Raw genomic sequence first — 18,890 nt, 5'->3', positions numbered from 1 at the left:
GTGTTTTTTGTTTGTAACAAATTGTTCTTAGGTGGAATTTTTGCTTTGTATTGCCAATTTAACTGTTTTTGTAACAGTTCCTTACAAATGTCACATTAATGTTTCTGTCAGCTTTGGTATGATAGGGCCAGTGAAAATATTATAGGTGTAAGTTATGCGCACAAGTTTATTAAAATGGATCTTACCATCTGTTGCATTAATCGTTGGTATTGCTGGTTTTAAGGCAATCAACGCTATTGCTCAAGAGCCTAAAGACAAGGATGTAGTTGATGTGCGTCCTTTGGTACAGGTTGAGCCGGTAGCAAGCGATGATCATCAAGTGATTATTAACAGTTACGGTGAAGTTAAACCGCTAGAAAGTACTTTGATTGCCTCACAAGTGGCTGGTGAAGTAACTAGCTGGCATCCAAACTTTGTTGCGGGTGGCATCGTAGCCCGTGGCGAAGTGTTATTTACCATCGAAAAAGATAACTACGAAGCGGCTGTACTACAAGCTGAAGCGTCGCTTGCAAGTGCACAAGCGGCACTGATTGAAGAGCAAGCCCAAGCTAAAGTGGCACAGGATGAAGCAAGACGCTACCCAGAGCGTGAACGCACTGACTTATTTCTACGTAAACCTCAAGTTTTAAGCGCGCAAGCGGCTGTTAAATCAGCGCAGGCTGCATTAAAACGTGCCGAGCGTGACCTTGCTCGTTGTGAAGTCAGAGCGCCTTATGATGCACTGGTGATCAGCCGTGAAATTGGTGTCGGTCAATACATCAATGTGGGTAGCCAAGTTGCTGAAATTAACAATATTGAAAGTGCTGAGATCATCGTGCCAATCGCTGGCTTTGACAGTGTATTTTTACCAAAACGCTTAAAAGGCGTTAAAGCAACCATTATTAATAAAGGCTTAAATAGCTTTACTCGTGAAGCTGAAATTGACCGTGACCTAGGTGTTGTTGATAACGCAACCCGTATGAGCAACTTAGTGGTTCGTGTTGATGACCCATACGGCTTAAAGCACGATGTACAACCAATTAAATTTGGTGCCTATGTACAAGTCAACTTTGTAGGTGCGACCTTACAAAACATCTATCGCTTACCGCAGTCTTTAGTGAATAACCAAACAGTATGGATTGTGAATGGCGAAAATAAACTTGAGCCACGTAAAGTAACTGTTGTGCGTGAAGAAGGCGAATTCTTCTATGTAAGTGATGGCCTTGAAGTGAATGACCAGCTAGTACTTACTTTACCTGAGTACCCGCAAGAGGGCATGGAAGTGAAGATTGCTGGTATGAAAGAAATGACAAGCGATGCAGAAACTGCAGCGGTTGATAAGCTGTAAGGTAACCTTATGACAGACGCAAATACAGAAAAACAGTCTGGCCTTATTGCCTATTTTGCCAATAACTCGGTCGCTGCTAACTTAATGATGGTGTTTATCATCATCATGGGGATTATTAGTTATTTCACTATTCAACGCCAAATGTTCCCGAATATTGAAATTAACTACATCGAGATACAAGCCAATTACCCGGGTGCCTCACCACAGGAAATTGAAGAAAGTATTCTGATCAAAATCGAAGAATCGCTCAAAGACGTCACTGAAATTAAACGTGGTGTATATCGCGCGTTTCGAAACAATGGCCGAGCAAGCTTAGAGATCAATACAGACGCAGAGCTCACGGATGTGCTCGATAAAGTGAAGCTACGTGTAGACAGTATTGCGACGTTCCCAGCAGGTATGGAGCCTGTGACGATTAGTCAGGTTGAGTTTCGCCAAGACGTGATCGGCATGAGCTTAGTCGGTGATATTCCACTGACTGAGCTAAAGCCAGTTGCGAACCAAATCGAAAATGAGTTACTGCAACTATCTAATGTGTCATTGGTGCAAAACGATGTACCACTTGATGAGATTGCGATTGAAATCGATCCAGATTCACTGCGTCAATACAATCTGACTCTGAGTGATGTGGCCAGTGCGGTACGTCGTTACTCTGCGAATATTTCAGCAGGCCAATTACGTACTGACGCAGGTATTATCTCGGTACGTGTTGAAAACCAGTATTACAACGGTGATGAGTTCCGCCAGATCCCTGTAAAAATTGGCGCGAATGGCGCGAAAGTGCTGCTAAACGATATCGCGGTGATCAAAGACCAATTCACAGAAGGTGAACGCTACTTTAAATTTAATGGTGAAAATGCCGTTTATTTATCTGTAAAAGCAACTAAAGAGCAAAACATGATCCCGGTTGCTGAATCAGTTAAAGCGTTTATTGAACTAAAGAATAAAGAGTTACCTGCCGGTATTCGTCTTGTGCCACTGATGGACATGACTTACTACCTCAATGCCCGTTTAGACATGATGAAAACCAACCTATTTCAAGGGGCTATCTTGGTTGCCATTATGTTGTCTATCTTCTTGCGCTTTAAGCTAGCACTTTGGGTAATGATTGGTTTACCTGTGTGTTTCTTAGGTGCAATGATGATGATGCCATTATTTGGTATCAGTATTAATATTGTGTCGTTATTTGCCTTTATTATGGTACTAGGGATCGTGGTCGACGATGCCATAGTCATAGGGGAGAGCGCCTACACCGAAATTGAGAAAAAAGGCGGTGGTGTTGTGAATGTAGTGAATGGCGCAAAACGCGTTGCTACCCCGGCAACATTTGGTGTTTTAACTACGATTGCTGTATTTGCACCGTTTACGTTATCAAGTGGACCAGAGAGCGCATTCTTCTTTGGTATCGCTGTGGTGGTAATTCTGTGTTTGGTATTCAGTTTGATTGAATCGAAACTTATTTTACCAGCGCACATTGCCCATACTAAGTTCCCGCCAATTAATCCTAATAGCTGGCGAGCGCGCTTTAACAAGCGTTTCTTTAACTTTGTAAATGGTCCGTATAAACGCTTTATTGTGCGTTGTGTTGAATGGCGCTGGTTTGTGTTGTTTGCGTTTGTTGGCTTGTTAATTATGACCTTTGGTCTGATTACATCAAACCAAGTGCGTGTTGTACCAACACCTAAAGTACCTCATGATTTTCCGCAAATTCGTTTAGAGATGAATGAAAATGCCTCGGATATGCAAACAATTAATGCGATCCGTGAAATCGAAGCCATGGTCCACAAAGTCGACCAAGAGACAGAGCGTGAGTTTGGCCAAAAGCTGATTCGCGATATCTTAGTGTTTAACCAAGGTCGTACTGAAGCACAGCTACTGGCTCCGCTGGTCGATGAAGAGTTACGTCCTTATAACGCATTTGAATTATCTCGTCGTTGGCGTGAACAAATGCCAAGTATCCCGGGTGTGAAATCACTGCAAATTTACGATGACGTGAATGGCGGTGGTATGGATGGTGAGTTTGGTTACTTACTTTACGGCCCAGATATCGATACTTTAAATGATGCAGGTCGTCGTTTCATCCAACTATTACAACAGCAAAAAGGCTTGTTTGATATTAGTTCGACCATCGATCCGGCGAGCAAAGAAGTGCAATTAAGCTTAAAACCTGTGGCATATGATTTAGGTTTAGACCTTGCCAATATTGCTAATCAAGTAGGTGCAAGTTTCTACGGTGGTGAAGCTCAGCGTGTTATTCGCCGTGGTGAAGAAGTGCGCGTCATGGTTCGTTATCCGAAATTAACACGTGAAGCGTTTGCCTCATTAAAGCATGCCGTTATTACAACACCTGCTGGTAAAGAGGTCATGCTAGGTGATGTTGTCGAGCTGAATGAAACGCCAGGTATTAGTTATATTCGCCGTGAAGGTGGCTATCGTACTGTGTATATCTACGGCAGTATCGATGAAGAAGCGATTGAACCGGGCGAAGTTGTTAAGCAAGTTAAAGAGACTCTGTTACCGCAACTTAAAGAAGAATACCCATCAGTTAAAACTGAGTTAGGTGGTTCTATTGAAGAGCAACAAGCGCAAGCTAATGAGCAAATCATGTTCTTCATCGGCGGTATGATTTTAGTGTATATCTTGCTTGCAGTACCGCTTAAGAGCTATTCACAGCCTCTTATTGTTATGTCGGTTATTCCATTTAGCTTAACCGGTGCAATTTGGGGTCACTTCTGGTTTGGTTTAGACATTAGCTTGATGTCGGGCTTTGGTTTGATTGCGGCAGCGGGTGTGGTAATCAACGACTCGTTAGTTATGACTGACTTTGTAAACCAAGCGCGCCGTGAAGGTATTTCAACTCGCGAAGCAGTTATCGAAGCAGGTTGTGCACGCTTTAGAGCAATTACCTTGACTTCAATTACAACCTTTGCTGGTGTACTACCGATTATGTTCGAAACCAGCTTACAAGCTAAATTTGTCATTCCAATGGCAGTAGCTCTTGGTTTTGCGGTTATGTTTGCAACCCTAATCACGCTAGTACTTGTACCTTGTTTGTACATCATCATGAGTGATGTGGGTAATATCTTCTTGAAAGTATTCCGTGCGGGGCACCGAGTAACGACCAGAAGAAAACTAGCAAGGGATTAATACCCCCTCAGTTTAAAAGCCAACCTAAAGGTTGGCTTTTTTGTATCATTCGTTTTTACTAGTAACTATTTGCTATATAAGACGTTTGGTTACATTCTTTTGTTTGATTTGTGATTCGGTCACGATTATACTCAGTCTTGTTTTTGGCAAACTAACTGAAAGGTTAGGACGCAAAGTTTCCGGTCTAAGGTTTTAAACTATGATAGCGGGACCGCTGATAAGCACATAATCTAGTGCTTTGGATCTCTTGCCTCAAACTAAAAGTATTTATTTTGTTCGGTTGTTAGATAATGCCTATTAGTTGTTCTTAGGGTGATATTTTGTTTATGCATACGTCAATGGCCTCCGGGAAGTGGTTGCCGATTGGTTGCTTAAATCATCATACCCAACTGTTTGTTGGTGATAGGGTGATTGTGACCTTTTATGACATGCAAGGAGAGCTAGTCGATTTATCATTCGAATACCCGATCAGCAGTTCCGATCAGGGTGAGCCTCATAATTGGCCACGTTCTGTTGCCGAGCATATTAACGTGCATATTCCGCTGGTTAAAGCGGGCAAAATGACCGAACAAGGTTTAGTGGTTGCGTACCGTTCAAACCAAATTTATGCCCTAGAAGGGTCGGGCATTACGCAGGTAAAAGTGGCTTTTAATTGCATCGCAAAATGTAAAGAGCGAGTGCAAGATAGTCTGCAAGATTATGACTATGTCTACCCACAAGCATGCAGCGATTACAGTGCGGGTGTTAAAGTACTACAGCCAAAAACGGGTCATATTTATATGTGTAAACCGTGGCCATTTAGCGAGTTTTGTCGTGTTAAAGATTCACACAACCCGCTGTTTGAGCCAGGTGTAGGAAAAAGCTGGGCTATGGCTTGGCAGCAAGTATCGTATTAACAGTTTCCCCCTAAATGCTATTTTAGCATTGCTTAGCCCACTCAATTTGAGTGGGCTTTTTTAATACCAACCCGCAATAATACTTAATCATTTTGAGGGATTAAACCTATCGCTAACTGCGTTAAAAATTTCTCATTTAGAACAACTAAATAACGAATTTTTTGCCTTGTTATCAACGAGGTTTCATTGCCTCAAAATAGACTACTTAATTAAGCGGATTGGTATTAATCATTTTGAGGAATTAAACCTGTCGCTAACTGCGTTAAAAATTTCTCATTTAGAACAACTAAATAACGAAATTTTTGCCTTGTTATCAACGAGGTTTTATTGCCTCAAAATAGACTACTTAATTAAGCTGATAGGTATAATTCTGTGATAAACTGCCAGCAATTCGTTTTTTATTTTGGTTTTTCCCTGTGTCATCAAAATCGTATTCTTTGTCTTTACTCGCGCATCCTCCTGTTGCCAAAAAACACCCTCATCCATTAATGACTCACCAACAGACTCGCACCGATAACTATTATTGGATGCGTGATGATGAGCGTGAAAATGAGGATGTATTAGCGCACTTAAATGCCGAAAACGATTATTGCGATAAGCAACTAGCCGATATAAAACCACTGCGCGAACAACTATTTAATGAGCTAAAAGACCGTATTGTTAAAGACGACAACACGGTACCTGTGAAAGATGGCCAGTATTGGTATCACTCAGAAGTACGTGGCGACGATGAATATGCACGCCATTATCGCAGCAGCTCAATAGAAGCGCACGACAAGCACCTGTTGTTAGATGTAAACCAATTAGCTGGCGACTACGAATTTTATGAATTAGGCGAAGTTGCAATTAGCCCTGACGAGCAGTTACTTGCTTACTCTGAAGACACCGAAGGGCGCCGTATTTACACTGTGCGTTTTAAAAATATTGCCAGCGGTGAGATGTTTAGCGATGTGCTGGAAAACACCGAAGGCCAAGTGGTGTGGGCTAATGACAGTAAAACCGTTTTTTATGTGAAAAAAGATCTACAAACCTTATTGGGTTTTCAGGTTTACCGCCATGTTTTAGGCACCTCGCAAGCTGATGATGTACTGGTTTATGAAGAGCAAGATAAAAGCTTTTTTATGGGGCTTGGCAAAAGCCGCGATGAAAGCCTTATCATTATTGACCTTGCGACTACAGAAACAAACGATACTTGGGTGCTGGATGCCAATAACCCAGAAGGTGAGTTTAGTGCCTTAATGCCACGCGAAGAAGGCCATGAATTCGATGTCGATAAGCTAGGTGATACCTTTTACATCGTGACTAACTGGCAAGCAAAAAACTTTCGGTTAATGACGGCTACGCAAAGCACCATTGCCGATAAAAGTCTTTGGCAGGAGCATACACCGCATCGCGAAAACGTATTGTTAGAAGGAGTCGAGATTTTTGATGACTACCTTATCCTAACCGAGCGAGAACTTGGCCAAACACGTTTTGTTGTAGTTAATCAGCAAGCCGACCGTCTTACTTTAGAGTTTGATGATCCTTGTTATTATGCTGCAATTGCCATGAACCCCGAGCCGAATGTGAGCACTGCGCGTGTTTACTATTCAAGCTTAACTACGCCAGGTTCTTTGTATGATGTTGATTTAAAAACAGGTAACAAAACCTTATTAAAACAACAGCAAGTGCTAGGGGGTTTTAACCCAGAACATTATCGCTCAGAGCGTTTAATGGTTACTGCAAGAGATGGCGAGAAAGTACCAGTTTCTTTGGTTTATCGTATTGATAAATTTACTAAAGATGGCACTAACCCAGTACTGCAATACGGCTATGGCGCGTACGGCATTACCATCGATCCTAGCTTTTCAAGCAGTTCATTAAGTTTACTAGACCGCGGTTTTGTTTATGCGATTGCGCATATTCGCGGTGGCGAAATGTTAGGTCGTCACTGGTATGAGCAAGGTAAAAAGCAATATAAGCAAAATAGCTTTAGCGATTTTATTGATGTTACTCATGGGCTTACTGAGCAAGGCTATGCACACCCAGAAAAAGTATTTGCGTCTGGTGGCAGTGCTGGTGGCTTATTAATGGGGGCCGTGGTTAACCAAGCACCTGAGCTTTATTTAGGTATTGGTTGCCATGTGCCATTTTTAGATGTGCTAACCACGATGCTCGATGAGAGTATTCCCCTGACGACCAATGAATATGACGAATGGGGTAACCCTAATGACCCTGCATTTTATGATGTGATTCAGGCTTACTCGCCGTACGATAATATTAAGCCGCAGGCTTACCCTAATATTCTCGTTACTACCGGATTCCATGATTCTCAAGTGCAATACTGGGAACCAATGAAGTGGGTTGCAAAGCTGCGAGAGTTTAAAACCGATGACAACATTTTGGTATTTAAAACCGACATGGATGCAGGCCATGGTGGCGCATCGGGTCGCTTCAAAAGCCTTGAGGAAAAGGCATTAGAAATGGCCTTTTTTATTGCTTTATTACCAAATTAAGGCTTAGATAAATAAGTAAATAAATTTTATAAGCGTAAACTTAAGTTGTATTTCAAAGGGGTAAGCATGTTTAAAGCCCATGGTGATTGGCGTTATTTTGTTGAGCCGCCAGTGATTTATGTGGAAATGAGCGGCAGCTTTAATAAAGAAGCCGTTGCTTCATTTAGTATTGAAATCGCTCAAGAAATTATGAAGTATCCAGAGAATTCTATTCAGTATGCTGTGGTCAATTTAGAGCAATTTGAATTAGCAACTGCCGATAGTATTGAGATTGCAAAGGTTTATTTTCAGGCCGTCAAAGCGCGGGGCTACAAACGCGTTGACTATATTAAAGCGAATATCATTGCTCGCAATTTATTAGAAACCGTTTGGTCGGGCGTCGAAATGGATATTAACTTTCACCCAGATGCTGAAAGCTTTTTTCAAGCAAGACCTGAGTACGATAATTTAAGAAAGTGGTTAAAGTAGAATATAAAAAAAGCCCTCAAATGAGGGCTTTTTCGTATCTGTTGTAAATATTAACCAAGATAAGCTTTTAACATCCAAACAAGTTTCTCTTGTTCTTTGATGTAGTCGCCCATAAGTGATGCTGTACCTTCGTCATCTGCATCACCTGCTTGTGCGAGGATTTCACGCTGCATCTGAATAAGCGTGCTGTAACCTGCTAATAGGTTTTCTACTGCCGCTGTGCCTTCAGTGATATTTTTAGCTTCACTAATTTTGCTTGCTTCAATGTACTCAGAGAATGCATGCACAGGTGTACCACCTAACGTTAAAATACGCTCTGCAATCTCATCTACTTTCTCAAGCAGTAGGTTATAAATTTCTTCAAATTTAAGGTGTAATTCAAAAAAGTTACGACCTTTGATGTTCCAATGAAAGCTGCGTGCGTTCATGTATTGAATTTGGTAGCAGCTTAATAAAGAGTTAAGTGATTTTACGATATCTTCACTTTTTGCGCTGTTTAAACCAATTGCATTTACCTGTGACATAGATTTGCTCCTTAAAAAACCGTTATTTGTTTACTTGCTAGTGCTTGGTGTTAAGTATTAGCCATCTTGGTTAATCTGTAAAATGGTTTAATTCGAACGCTGTGATAGGTTTTAGCTATCAAAGGTTGGTTTTGTCCATTTGTGCACTATCAACATAACATTAAATTACTTTTATATAGACTTGGGGCAACTGAGCAAAAAATCTACCTTATTTTACGAATATTTTAAAATTAGGCAGAAAGTATGATCTAAAACAAGGTTTGCACTCGCTGCTAACAACGCCGATTTAGAACTTGATTTAGGTCAAAAAAGCAACGAACTAGAAGCGCATAATGACTTTACCGCATTTAACCAGGAGAAGAAAAATGGACGGTAAAACAGTTAAAGAAAATAAAGCAGAATTAGTTGTTGTAGTGATTGCGTTACTTACATTTGTGATTGGTTTAGTTGGGCATTTAGCAGGTGCTAGCTTCGCAAACTTTGACACCTTTGGCTATATTGCTGCACCCGTACCACTTATTCTAGGGATCATTGTTTTAATCTCATATAAAGTGGCTGCAAGTGCTGAAGATTAAAGTATCACTCACTTTGATTTATAAGCTTAATAATGTAATCCATCACTTGGCGTGAGTAGATCATACTGGTGTGACTCAAATGAAACACCTTATGTTCTGCCATGCCATTGAGTTTGGTTTCATCAATCAAAACTGTTCCATCAGAGACACTGCCTTTAGCAATCAGCGGCATTAGCCCAATTGGTAAATCACCGGCAATACTATAAAGCTTGGCATTAAATGGCCAATTACCATTCTCAGGCAATAAAAACTCTACGCTGTTTTTTAACAGCATATCAAAGCCTTTTTGCTGCATTTGCTTAGCAATATGACTGCCTTTATGCGGGGTGCCTAAGGTGATCACCTTTTCGACATGACGACTTTGAAAAGAATTGGCCTCTAAGTAAGCGCGAGCCACTAAGCCACCCATAGAATGGCAAACTAAGGCGGTAGGTTTACCACCGATAAAGCGATCAATCTTATCGAAAATTGCCGCTCTATCGGGTGAGAGCGTGTTATAGGTCAAATTGAGTATTTTTAGACCTGACTTTTCAAGGCGTGAACACAGCGGGCGCATCACAAAGCCCGACATATAAAGTCCGTGTAATACTACAACTTGCCTAATTGCCATCGCATTCCTTACATTAACTGTTGCGGTTTAATTTCGATATTTGCTGTGTCTGAGCTAACCCATACTTCACCATCTTGAATGGTAATCGTGAGTTTGATATTGCGATCAGCTAAGTCGGCTAAAGCCTGAGTCGCGGCATAATCGAGACTAAAAATACTCAAGTTTTTAAAATCATACAACTTAGGTTGATGTTTTTGCCACCAAATCGCTTGGTTATTTTCGCCGTAGGTATATAAAACAACTTGCTTCGACTTATTGCAGGCTTTTTTCAGACGTTTTTCGTCTGGTAGGCCAAGCTCAACCCATAATTCAATTTCTTCGCTATAGTTAATGTGCCAAAGCTCAGGCTCATCATCTGCGCATAAACCCTTTGTAAACTCTAAGCCTTCACGAGCATGTAGTGCAAAAGCCAACAAGCGGATCATCAAACGTTGCTCGGTTTCTGATGGGTGTTGTGCCAGTGTTAAATTGAAATCTTGATAAATGTGGCGGTCCATATCGCTTAACGATAATTGCGCTTTAATAATGGTTGATTTAAGAGCCATAACTGCTTACTTGAAAAAATTTGCGTCATTATAGCGCAATTCGTTGCCGAGCCAGTTAAAATACCGTGAAATTATCTTGTAGGAGTTAAAAATGGCCATCCAGTGGTTCCCGGGTCACATGAACAAAGCCCGAAACGAAATTAAAGAAATCATGCCACAGATGGATGTGATCATTGAGGTACTTGATGCCCGTATTCCTTACAGTAGTGAAAACCCAATGGTTACTGCGTCGCGTGGCGATAAGCCAGTGATCAAAATCATGAACAAGGCGGACTTGGCTGATCCTAAGTTAACGCAAGCTTGGAAAGACTACTTTGAGCAGCAAAGTGGCGTAAAAGCGATTGATTTTGGGAATGATAAAGCAGGTGAAGTGCACCGTATTAATGAGCTTTGTAAAAAATTAGTGCCGCATAAAGTAGGCGCTGATAAACAAATTAAAGCCATGATCATGGGTATTCCAAACGTTGGTAAATCAACGCTTATTAATACCTTAGCCGGCCGTATCGTGGCAAAAACAGGTAATGAGCCTGCGGTAACAAAAGCGCAGCAACGTATTAAGCTTGACGATGGCATTATGCTTTACGACACGCCGGGTATGTTATGGCCTAAAGTAGAGAACGAAAACTCAGGTTATCGTTTAGGGGCAACCGGCGCAATTCGTGATACCGCTATCGACTACGAAGAAGTGGCAAGTTACACCGCTGAATATTTACTGCATGCATACCCAGAGCTTTTAAAAAGCCGCTATAAAATTGATGAGCTACCAGAGTCTGACTGGGAGTTTGTTGAAATGGCAGGTAAAAAGCGTGGTTGTATCCGCGGTGGTAATCAAATTGATACTTACAAAATGTCTGAAATTCTTATTAACGAATTACGTGATGGCATTATTGGTCGTATTACCATGGAAACACCGGCTATGCGTGAAGAAGAAGAGCAAATGGTTGCTGAGCTTCGCGCTGCTGCAGAGGCGAAAAAAGCCGCTAAAGAAGAAGAGAAAAAGCAGCGCCGTGCACGTGCTCGTAAGAACCGTCGATAAAGTTAATGCATTAATTTTTAGACATAAAAAAAGCCCTGCAAGGGCTTTTTTAGTTTCATATCTACCGTCACCGATATGAGCAATGTAGCAAGTAAAATAAGTAGGGTCGCTTATATGTTGCCAATATCAAGGGGCGTTGCGATTAGTAACATCTAAGCTAAAGCTTTAACGTGGCGACACGCGTTTCTGGGGAGAAACAAATTCAATCTGAACAAGTCATCATACTTCACTTGGCTTGTTGAGATTAATTATCAATTAGGTTTGCGATGCTGTCAATATTTATTTGAAAATAATTCTCATTTAGTTTTGCTTGCAGGTTTGGTACGAATTTTAGACATAAAAAAAGCCCTGTAAGGGCTTTTTGAGTTTCATATCTACCGTCACCGATATGAGCAATGTAGCAAGTAAAATAGTAGGGCGATCACCTGTTGCCAATATCAAGGGGCGTTGCGATTAGCAACAGGCGATCTTAGCTTTATCGTGGGCCACACGTGTTTCAGGGTCGAGAAACAAATCAGTTTATTCCGAACAAGTCATAACACTTTATTGTCTTGTTGATAGTGATTATCAATTAGATTTGCGTATCTGTCAACACTCAATTGAAAATAATTCTCATTTCTTTGTGTTTTTTTAAACTTCCGTAATACAATGCATTAGCACTAAAGTTAGGCTGTAAATTACGTGCAATAAAAACTATGCTGGGGCTATAACAATTAAAATAATCACATGCGATGTTCTCAATTTGGTCAATAAGCCTTCTTGCAATTGTATATCTGGCAATTTTATTTGCGGTTGCAGGCTGGGCTGATAAAAGAAAAGTATTGCCTTTTAAAGGCTTAACCTATGGTTTATCACTTGGGGTGTATTGCACCTCTTGGGCGTTTTTTGGTACCACAGCACAAGCTGCATACAACGGCTGGTGGTTGGCTCCGACCTATGCTGGTACTATTTTGCTATTCATTTTTGGCTGGCAAGTCTATTGCCGCATAGCGCATATTTGTCGGCAGCAAAAAATAACCTCAATGGCAGATTTTATTGCGACCCGATATGGTCAGTCGTCGAGTTTGTCTGGGCTCATTTCATTGATTTCAGTGATTGCCATTGTGCCCTATATCTCTTTACAGCTAAGTGCAACTGCACAAAGTATCAACTTACTTACCGACCGCGCTGCCACACAAAGCCATGAAGTATGGGCCGATAGTACTTTTTACATCACGATTGTATTGGCACTGTTTGCTATTCTATTCGGCGCGAGGCGGTTAAAGCCCAGCGAACATAATCCAGGTTTGATAGCCAGTATTGCCTTCGAGTCTGTAGTTAAATTATTGGCGTTTTTAGCGGTGGGTTTGTATGTATGCTTTGCTCTATTCGACAGCCCAGTGGCGCTGTTTGAAAAAGCGCATGACCTAAATATTGATCAGCAAGTGGCTGCCACACAAAGTCCAACCTATGTGTATGTTGCTCATACATTGCTTGGTATTTTGGCCACCTTATGTTTGCCAAGACAGTTCCACATGAGCTTTATCGAAAAAAATAACGATAAAGAGCTGGCCTCGGCACGGTGGCTATTTCCGATTTACCTATTACTTATTAACCTATTTATTTTGCCGATTGCATATGCCGGATTAATTTACTTTCAAGGTCAAGAAGTCGGCTACGACACCTTTGTATTGGCTTTACCTATGGCAGCTGATGATGCCTTTGTGGCGTTATTAGCCTTTTTAGGTGGCTTTTCAGCGGCAACCAGTATGGTGATAGTGTCATCAATTGTGCTTTCAGTGATGATCACCAATGACTTTATTAACCAGTTTATTTTACGCCGCTCGCAACTTACATCGAGTAGTCGCGGGCTTGATAAAAATAACCTATTACATGCGCGTAAAATCGTTATCGTATTGATTCTATTGCTTAGTTACTTCACTCACCGAGTGCTGGGCGAAAGTACAACCCTTGCCAATGTGGGTTTGATGTCGTTTACCTTAGTCGCGCAATTTTCGCCTGCCATGATCATAGGCTTATGGTGGCGACAAGCATCGTGTCGCGGTGCGCAATTAGGGATTTTAAGCGGTTTTATTATTTGGGGTTATACACTTTTACTACCGAATATCGCCGGAGGTTTAGGAAGTGATAGCTTATGGCTTGTGAATGGACCTTGGGGAATAAGCTGGTTAGCGCCGACCGACTTATTCTCATTAGGCATGGAAAGCATTAGCCAAGCTTTATTGCTATCGTTAGGTGCGAACTGTTTAGTGTATTTCTTAGTGCCGTTATTTAGTCGTGCAACCTTAGCAGAACGCTTGCAGAGCAATAAGTTTGTGTCGCAGCTTAGTGATTCTCGAGTGAGTAATCATCTACAGCCTTTGAGTTACCATGACCTAGGTGCGCTGATGCAGCGATTTGCCGAAAAAGAAGCGGCGCAGTCTTTGGTAAATCATTACTTTCCGGAAGATAAAAGTAAGTGGAAACGCCCTGCCAATGTCGAGTTAGAGCTATTAGTTGAGCGCGAGATGTCTGCGGTGATCGGCGGTGCATCGGCACGGCTTATTTTAGATGTGGCGAAAAATGAGCAGCGCCAGCCTCTAGAGCAGGTTGCTGAATTTGTTGATGAAGCAAGCCAAGTACTTAAATTCAATCGTGATTTACTGCAATCAACAATCGAAAACATTCAACAAGGGATCAGTGTAGTTGATAGTGAGCTGCGCTTGGTAGCTTGGAACCAAGGCTACAAAAATATGTTTGCCTACCCAGATGATGCGCTTTACATAGGCCGCCCTGTTGCCGATATTATTCGTTTTAATGCTGAGCGCGGCTTATTTAGCGGCGAGAGCATGACCAGCGAAGTCGAAAAACGTTTAGCCTATTTACGCCAAGGCAGCGCTTATAAATACCAGCGCTCGCACAATGATGGTCGGGTGTTTGAAATGCAAGGTAATCCACTGCCAGGTGGCGGTTTTGTAACAACCTATACCGACATCACCGAGTTCGTAAAACAACAAAAAGCGTTAACCGAAGCCAATGTTAGCCTTGAAGAAAAAGTAGCGACACGCACCTTGGCATTGACTCAAGCAAACCAAGAGTTGTCGATGGCAAAGCAAGTGGCGGAGCAAGCAACGGTCAGTAAAACACGCTTTTTTGCTGCTGCCAGCCATGATTTACTGCAACCATTCAATGCCGCGAGCTTGTTTTGCTCTTTAATGAATGAAAAAGCCCAAGATACCGAACTTAAAGAGCTGGCGATGAATATTAAGAATTCACTGGGCAGCGCCGAAGAGTTGTTATCGAGTATTTTAGAGTTAACCAAGCTCGATTCAGGCTCGTTTAAAGTACAAATGAGCGAGTTTGCAGCCAGCTCGTTGGTTGAGCCACTGCGTAATGACTACGAAGCCCTTGCCCGTGAAAAAGGCTTAAAGTTTATTATTGAAACCTGTGATGTGCGCTTGCATACCGACAAAGCGCTGTTACGCCGAGTACTACGTAACCTTTTGAGTAATGCGATTCGTTATACCGAGCAAGGTGAAGTGCGCTTAAAAATGCAGTACGACGATGACCATGTATCCTTTATTGTTGAAGACACAGGGATTGGTATTGCATCGAGCGATCAACAAACTATTTTCCAAGAGTTTAAACAGCTTGGTGCAAAACCAAGCGCCGAGGGGTTAGGCTTAGGGTTGGCAATCACTAAACGTATATGTGACTTACTTAAAATACCCCTCGTAATGGGGTCTGAACTTGGTAAAGGCACGCAATTTACCCTAACTCTACCTTGTAGAGTGAGTACTGCGCCAGCGCAAGCGAAAGGCGCTGAGGCATCACAAGAAACAGAGTTGGGGCAATTGCGTATTTGGTTGCTTGATAACGACCGCAACGTGTTAGAGGCATTAAAGCAGCTACTCGAAAATTGGGGCTGCGAAATCTCAACAGCCACTAACTTAGCGGAGCTTGAGAAGTTAAAGGCAAGCCAAGCCCTGCCGCAATTATTGATTATTGACTATCAGCTTGATGATGGAGTAACGGGACTTGAGGTGATTGAGCAAGCGGCACTAACACGCTTACCTGCCATAGTGAATACTGCGAATCATGATGAAGGCATACGCGAGTTAGTGCTCGATGCGGGCTATCCATTACTTTATAAGCCTCTGAAAGCGCCCGCCTTAAAACGCATGATTAAGCGACTGACTTAATCTGCGTTTTGCTCAGTTGCTGGGGTATTGGCTTTAATTAAGCGCTCTACCTCAGCGACAAATTTCTTATCTAAGTCATCTTCATGACTTAAAAATAACATCATTTCATCACCATTGTGGTCAATGACCGTGAGCGTGGTGGTGAGTAGGGCGCTTTTAGCATAATCAACGTTGAGTTCTTTAATGTCACTAAAGCGGCGCTGATCTTTTTCGAGCACACCTTGCTCATTTTTCCAGTAACTAAAAATAGTGTTTTCTGTGATGCCGTTTCCATCAGTTTTAAAATCGATAAATGCGTCACTATAAAAATAATGTACACTCTCGTTGGCAGGAATAATTTCTTTTCTTTTTAAAAAGTTAACTTGATAAGACCAAAGTTTGTCACCGGTTACTATGGTTGAACTTGGCAACAAATATAGCTCATAAATTAAGCCATAAAATAACCAAGGCAGCATGAATATCGAAATGATAACCTGCCTCGCTCGCCACTGAGAGTGGTACTCAAGAGCCTGTTCGGGTTGCTTGAGGTTTTGAATGTAATTAACCAGTGGCAACCATAGAATAGGTGTAACTAAAAATAGCCAAGTACCATATTCCCAGTTATAGCTTATGACTTCAGAAATGATAATCGCCAGCCATAACACGAACCCAACCGCAACGGGCATGATCTTATTTTTGCCAAAGGTTTGCTCGCTGTGCTTGCAAAGCTCAAGTAACAACGGAATAAAAAACAGTGGTGCAAATATCCCTCGGGCAATCGGCATAATATGGCTTTGTTGTTGCTCTTTTATCGCTTTCCAGTTGCGATAGCTCCAGTAGTTAATGAATATTCCTAAGCTTAATAAGCTGTAAATAACAAACTTACTGTTACTGACAGGGTAGAACTGTTGCTCAGCAAAAACTGGGCGGTTACTTGCTTCTATACGCCAAGCCGCGATGAAAAAGATGATTGCCGCCAAGTAACTTAAAATAAAAACGCTATACCAGTTGGTTTCGTCATCCGCTGGTGTGGTTTTGGCGCTATTTGTGCCGTATTTAATGATGCCGTAATGGGTCGCGTTATTGAGTTTTTTACGCTCGCTTAGATAAAGGTCTATTTGATCGGCTGGAATATGATCCTGCTTAGCACTGTAATCAAAGTATAAGGTCAACACCGAGTCTTTAAATGTCACGCGTTTTTCGAGATGAAAAAATGGGTTGTCGACTGTGACCTGCTGATCATTAAACTGCCAATTAGTATCCGTAAACGTAACCTTTATGGTTGTTTCGATATTATTTGGGTAACGAAACCACATTGGTGCATTGTTACGTTCTCGCTGTTCCGGCTTATAAACTGAGTTTTGAATTTCACTAGCGTAAAAGTCGTTTTGAAAATCATTACCCTTAGGTCGCCAAAAGTTATCAATAGTATAGTGCTCATTGGTAATTAGCTGACCGGTGTCTTCTGGAGATTCAACCAGCATAGGTTTGACTGTCTTTAAGCCCTTGTAGGTATCTTGATAATATTCGCGGTAATCATCTTCTATGCTTTTTAAGCTGTTTTCAGCGATTGAACTGCGGCGGCTAATTGCTTCAAAGTCGCCATATTTATATTGAGTTGAGAAACTAACTGGCTCATCAATACCTTCTGGGATCTGATAACTATCAAAAACCTGTATGCGTTTTAGGGCAGGCTCTGTGAACATATCAGTAAAGCCTGTCTCACCTTGCTTTATGATTAACGCTACATCGTAGTTCGGTTGAGCTAAATGTGCTAAATCGCCGCGCTGGTACGAAATGGTCGGATCAAGCCAATAGCGTTTACCTTGGTGCTCTAAGGTGACAATCACATGGTCAAACAAGCTAGGAGAGACCGGTAAGCTGGCAGTACGTTTTCTGTCTTCGGTGTTAACTAAAGCTGGATGAGCCTCTACGCCGAGCGCTTTAAGTAAAGAAATGAGCAAGACGGTTTTGTCTTTACAGTCGCCATAGCGCAGTGCCAAGGTTTCTGATGCAGGAGTAGGCTGGTGCGAGTTGGTGCCCATTTCTAGGCCTAAATAACGTACTTCGTCTTGGCTAAAGCGCAGGGCTGCAACAATTTGAGACTCTAAATCGGTATGTTGAAACTTAATTTGACGGGCAATTGTTTCAATAGCAGGGCTTACTTCGATGGCCGATTGGTATAAAGGTAACGACCAATTGATCACCTCTTGCCAATTATTTACTTCAGAGAAATACACTTCCTTGTAAGGTGAATACCAATGCGGTACTTCGCTTGCGGAGCGAATGGTCGGCTCATTGTGTTGGCTAATTTGGTAGTCAAAACCTGTATCGAGCTTGGTTTTAGTAACTGGTGACTCGCCATTCATAAAGTTGATATATAAGGGCGTAGGCTTTTGCCACTTTACCCGCATAAATTGCTGCACTATCGGCACCGACCAGTTTAGTGTGCGCATGGTGCTGAAGTGTTGATAAACCGGATTACTCCCCGAAACCGTATAGCTGTAATCTAAAATATCCATTACCCGCATATCATCAATAATGACATTTAGGCTTAAGGTGCCATTGTATATACGACTTGCTAAGTCAGTCTCGCGTTGTAACACCTGTAGCTCGGCACTATTTAGTTTATCTATATATTGACCGTCACGAATAATGCCTAAGCTATTGAGCGTAAGATATTGATAATTTGGGTCAAAATCAATATTCAGCTGGCTAATATAATCAACCCCAGACTGATTGACCGCCTGCATTACAGTACGATTAAAGCGTTGCTGTGGGGCTTGCTCAGATACCTGAAGCTGAGTGTCGAGCATCAGGTAGAAAGTCCCGTCTCGTATTTGGTCTCGAGGAATCTCAGGGGTGAGTAACTTATGTTGTTTTACCCAGTTAGCTGCGGGCGCAACCTGATACTCTTCAGCGGCTGCAAAACAGCTCACAAAGAATAAAAAAACAGCCAGTAGCTTAAGTTGTAAGTGCATCCATTTCATTGTTATTTTCTAATTACGTTTAGCTTTATATGACAAATTACTGAATTTCGCGGCTTGAGCCAAATAAAAATTAATTTTTATAGGGTAGGTCTCGTAAGGATGTGGTGAGTCTAAGCG

The 18,890-nt window shown here is 41.8% G+C and carries 12 protein-coding genes and 1 riboswitch; of the genes, 8 read left to right on the top strand and 4 right to left on the bottom strand.

The features are described 5' to 3' along the window. Positions 1–154 precede the first annotated feature (154 nt). The 5 genes from P4S60_RS16420 (at position 155) to P4S60_RS16400 (ending at position 8,333) form a co-directional block, all read left to right on the top strand. Positions 155–1,327, top strand: a complete 1,173-nt coding sequence (locus P4S60_RS16420) for an efflux RND transporter periplasmic adaptor subunit (RefSeq protein ID WP_337116644.1) — start codon at positions 155–157, stop codon at positions 1,325–1,327. Between the two features lie 9 nt (positions 1,328–1,336). Then, a complete protein-coding gene (locus P4S60_RS16415; RefSeq protein WP_337116643.1) occupies positions 1,337–4,474 on the top strand; it encodes an efflux RND transporter permease subunit in 3,138 nt (1,045 codons plus the stop codon). 135 nt (positions 4,475–4,609) lie between these two features. Beyond that, positions 4,610–4,693, top strand: a riboswitch (cyclic di-GMP riboswitch). 107 nt (positions 4,694–4,800) lie between these two features. Beyond that, positions 4,801–5,370: a chitin-binding protein gene (locus P4S60_RS16410; protein WP_337116642.1), complete on the top strand. Its 570-nt coding sequence runs from the start codon at positions 4,801–4,803 to the stop codon at positions 5,368–5,370. Positions 5,371–5,786: 416 nt separating this feature from the next. Then, complete coding sequence (locus P4S60_RS16405) at positions 5,787–7,865, top strand: S9 family peptidase (protein ID WP_337116641.1); 2,079 nt, start codon at positions 5,787–5,789, stop codon at positions 7,863–7,865. 66 nt (positions 7,866–7,931) lie between these two features. Then, positions 7,932–8,333 (top strand): hypothetical protein, encoded by a 402-nt coding sequence (locus tag P4S60_RS16400; protein WP_337116640.1) that lies wholly within the window; start codon positions 7,932–7,934, stop codon positions 8,331–8,333. 50 nt (positions 8,334–8,383) lie between these two features. Here the strand turns inward: P4S60_RS16400 and P4S60_RS16395 are convergent, their stop codons facing one another. Continuing rightward, positions 8,384–8,857: a Dps family protein gene (locus P4S60_RS16395; RefSeq protein ID WP_337116639.1), complete on the bottom strand. Its 474-nt coding sequence runs from the start codon at positions 8,855–8,857 to the stop codon at positions 8,384–8,386. Between the two features lie 365 nt (positions 8,858–9,222). Here P4S60_RS16395 and P4S60_RS16390 point away from each other — a divergent pair, with 365 nt between their 5' ends. Then, positions 9,223–9,432, top strand: a complete 210-nt coding sequence (locus P4S60_RS16390) for a hypothetical protein (RefSeq protein WP_063700926.1) — start codon at positions 9,223–9,225, stop codon at positions 9,430–9,432. Between the two features lie 4 nt (positions 9,433–9,436). On the opposite strand, the gene P4S60_RS16385 is transcribed toward P4S60_RS16390, so the two are convergent. Next, complete coding sequence (locus P4S60_RS16385; protein WP_337116638.1) at positions 9,437–10,042, bottom strand: PGAP1-like alpha/beta domain-containing protein; 606 nt, start codon at positions 10,040–10,042, stop codon at positions 9,437–9,439. 8 nt (positions 10,043–10,050) lie between these two features. Beyond that, the gene (locus P4S60_RS16380) at positions 10,051–10,587 is read right to left on the bottom strand and encodes a YaeQ family protein (RefSeq protein WP_337116637.1); all 537 of its coding nucleotides are present in this window, start codon (positions 10,585–10,587) and stop codon (positions 10,051–10,053) included. A gap of 91 nt (positions 10,588–10,678) precedes the next feature. On the opposite strand from P4S60_RS16380, the gene ylqF reads away from it, so the two are divergent. Further along, a complete protein-coding gene (gene ylqF / locus P4S60_RS16375; RefSeq protein ID WP_337116636.1) occupies positions 10,679–11,623 on the top strand; it encodes a ribosome biogenesis GTPase YlqF in 945 nt (314 codons plus the stop codon). Positions 11,624–12,354: 731 nt separating this feature from the next. Continuing rightward, entirely contained in the window at positions 12,355–15,804 is a 3,450-nt protein-coding gene (locus tag P4S60_RS16370; RefSeq protein ID WP_337116635.1) for a PAS domain-containing hybrid sensor histidine kinase/response regulator, read from the top strand. Here P4S60_RS16370 and P4S60_RS16365 read toward each other — a convergent pair. After that, positions 15,801–18,773: a DUF3857 domain-containing transglutaminase family protein gene (locus tag P4S60_RS16365; RefSeq protein ID WP_337116634.1), complete on the bottom strand. Its 2,973-nt coding sequence runs from the start codon at positions 18,771–18,773 to the stop codon at positions 15,801–15,803. The two genes, P4S60_RS16370 and P4S60_RS16365, sit on opposite strands and share 4 nt — an antisense overlap. Positions 18,774–18,890 lie beyond the last annotated feature (117 nt).

The sequence above is a fragment of the Pseudoalteromonas sp. Hal040 genome, from assembly GCF_037162425.1.
In the GTDB taxonomy this organism is placed as follows: domain Bacteria; phylum Pseudomonadota; class Gammaproteobacteria; order Enterobacterales; family Alteromonadaceae; genus Pseudoalteromonas; species Pseudoalteromonas gelatinilytica.
Note: the sequence above shows the minus strand (reverse complement) of the source record. Positions and strands in the feature narration are given on the sequence as shown.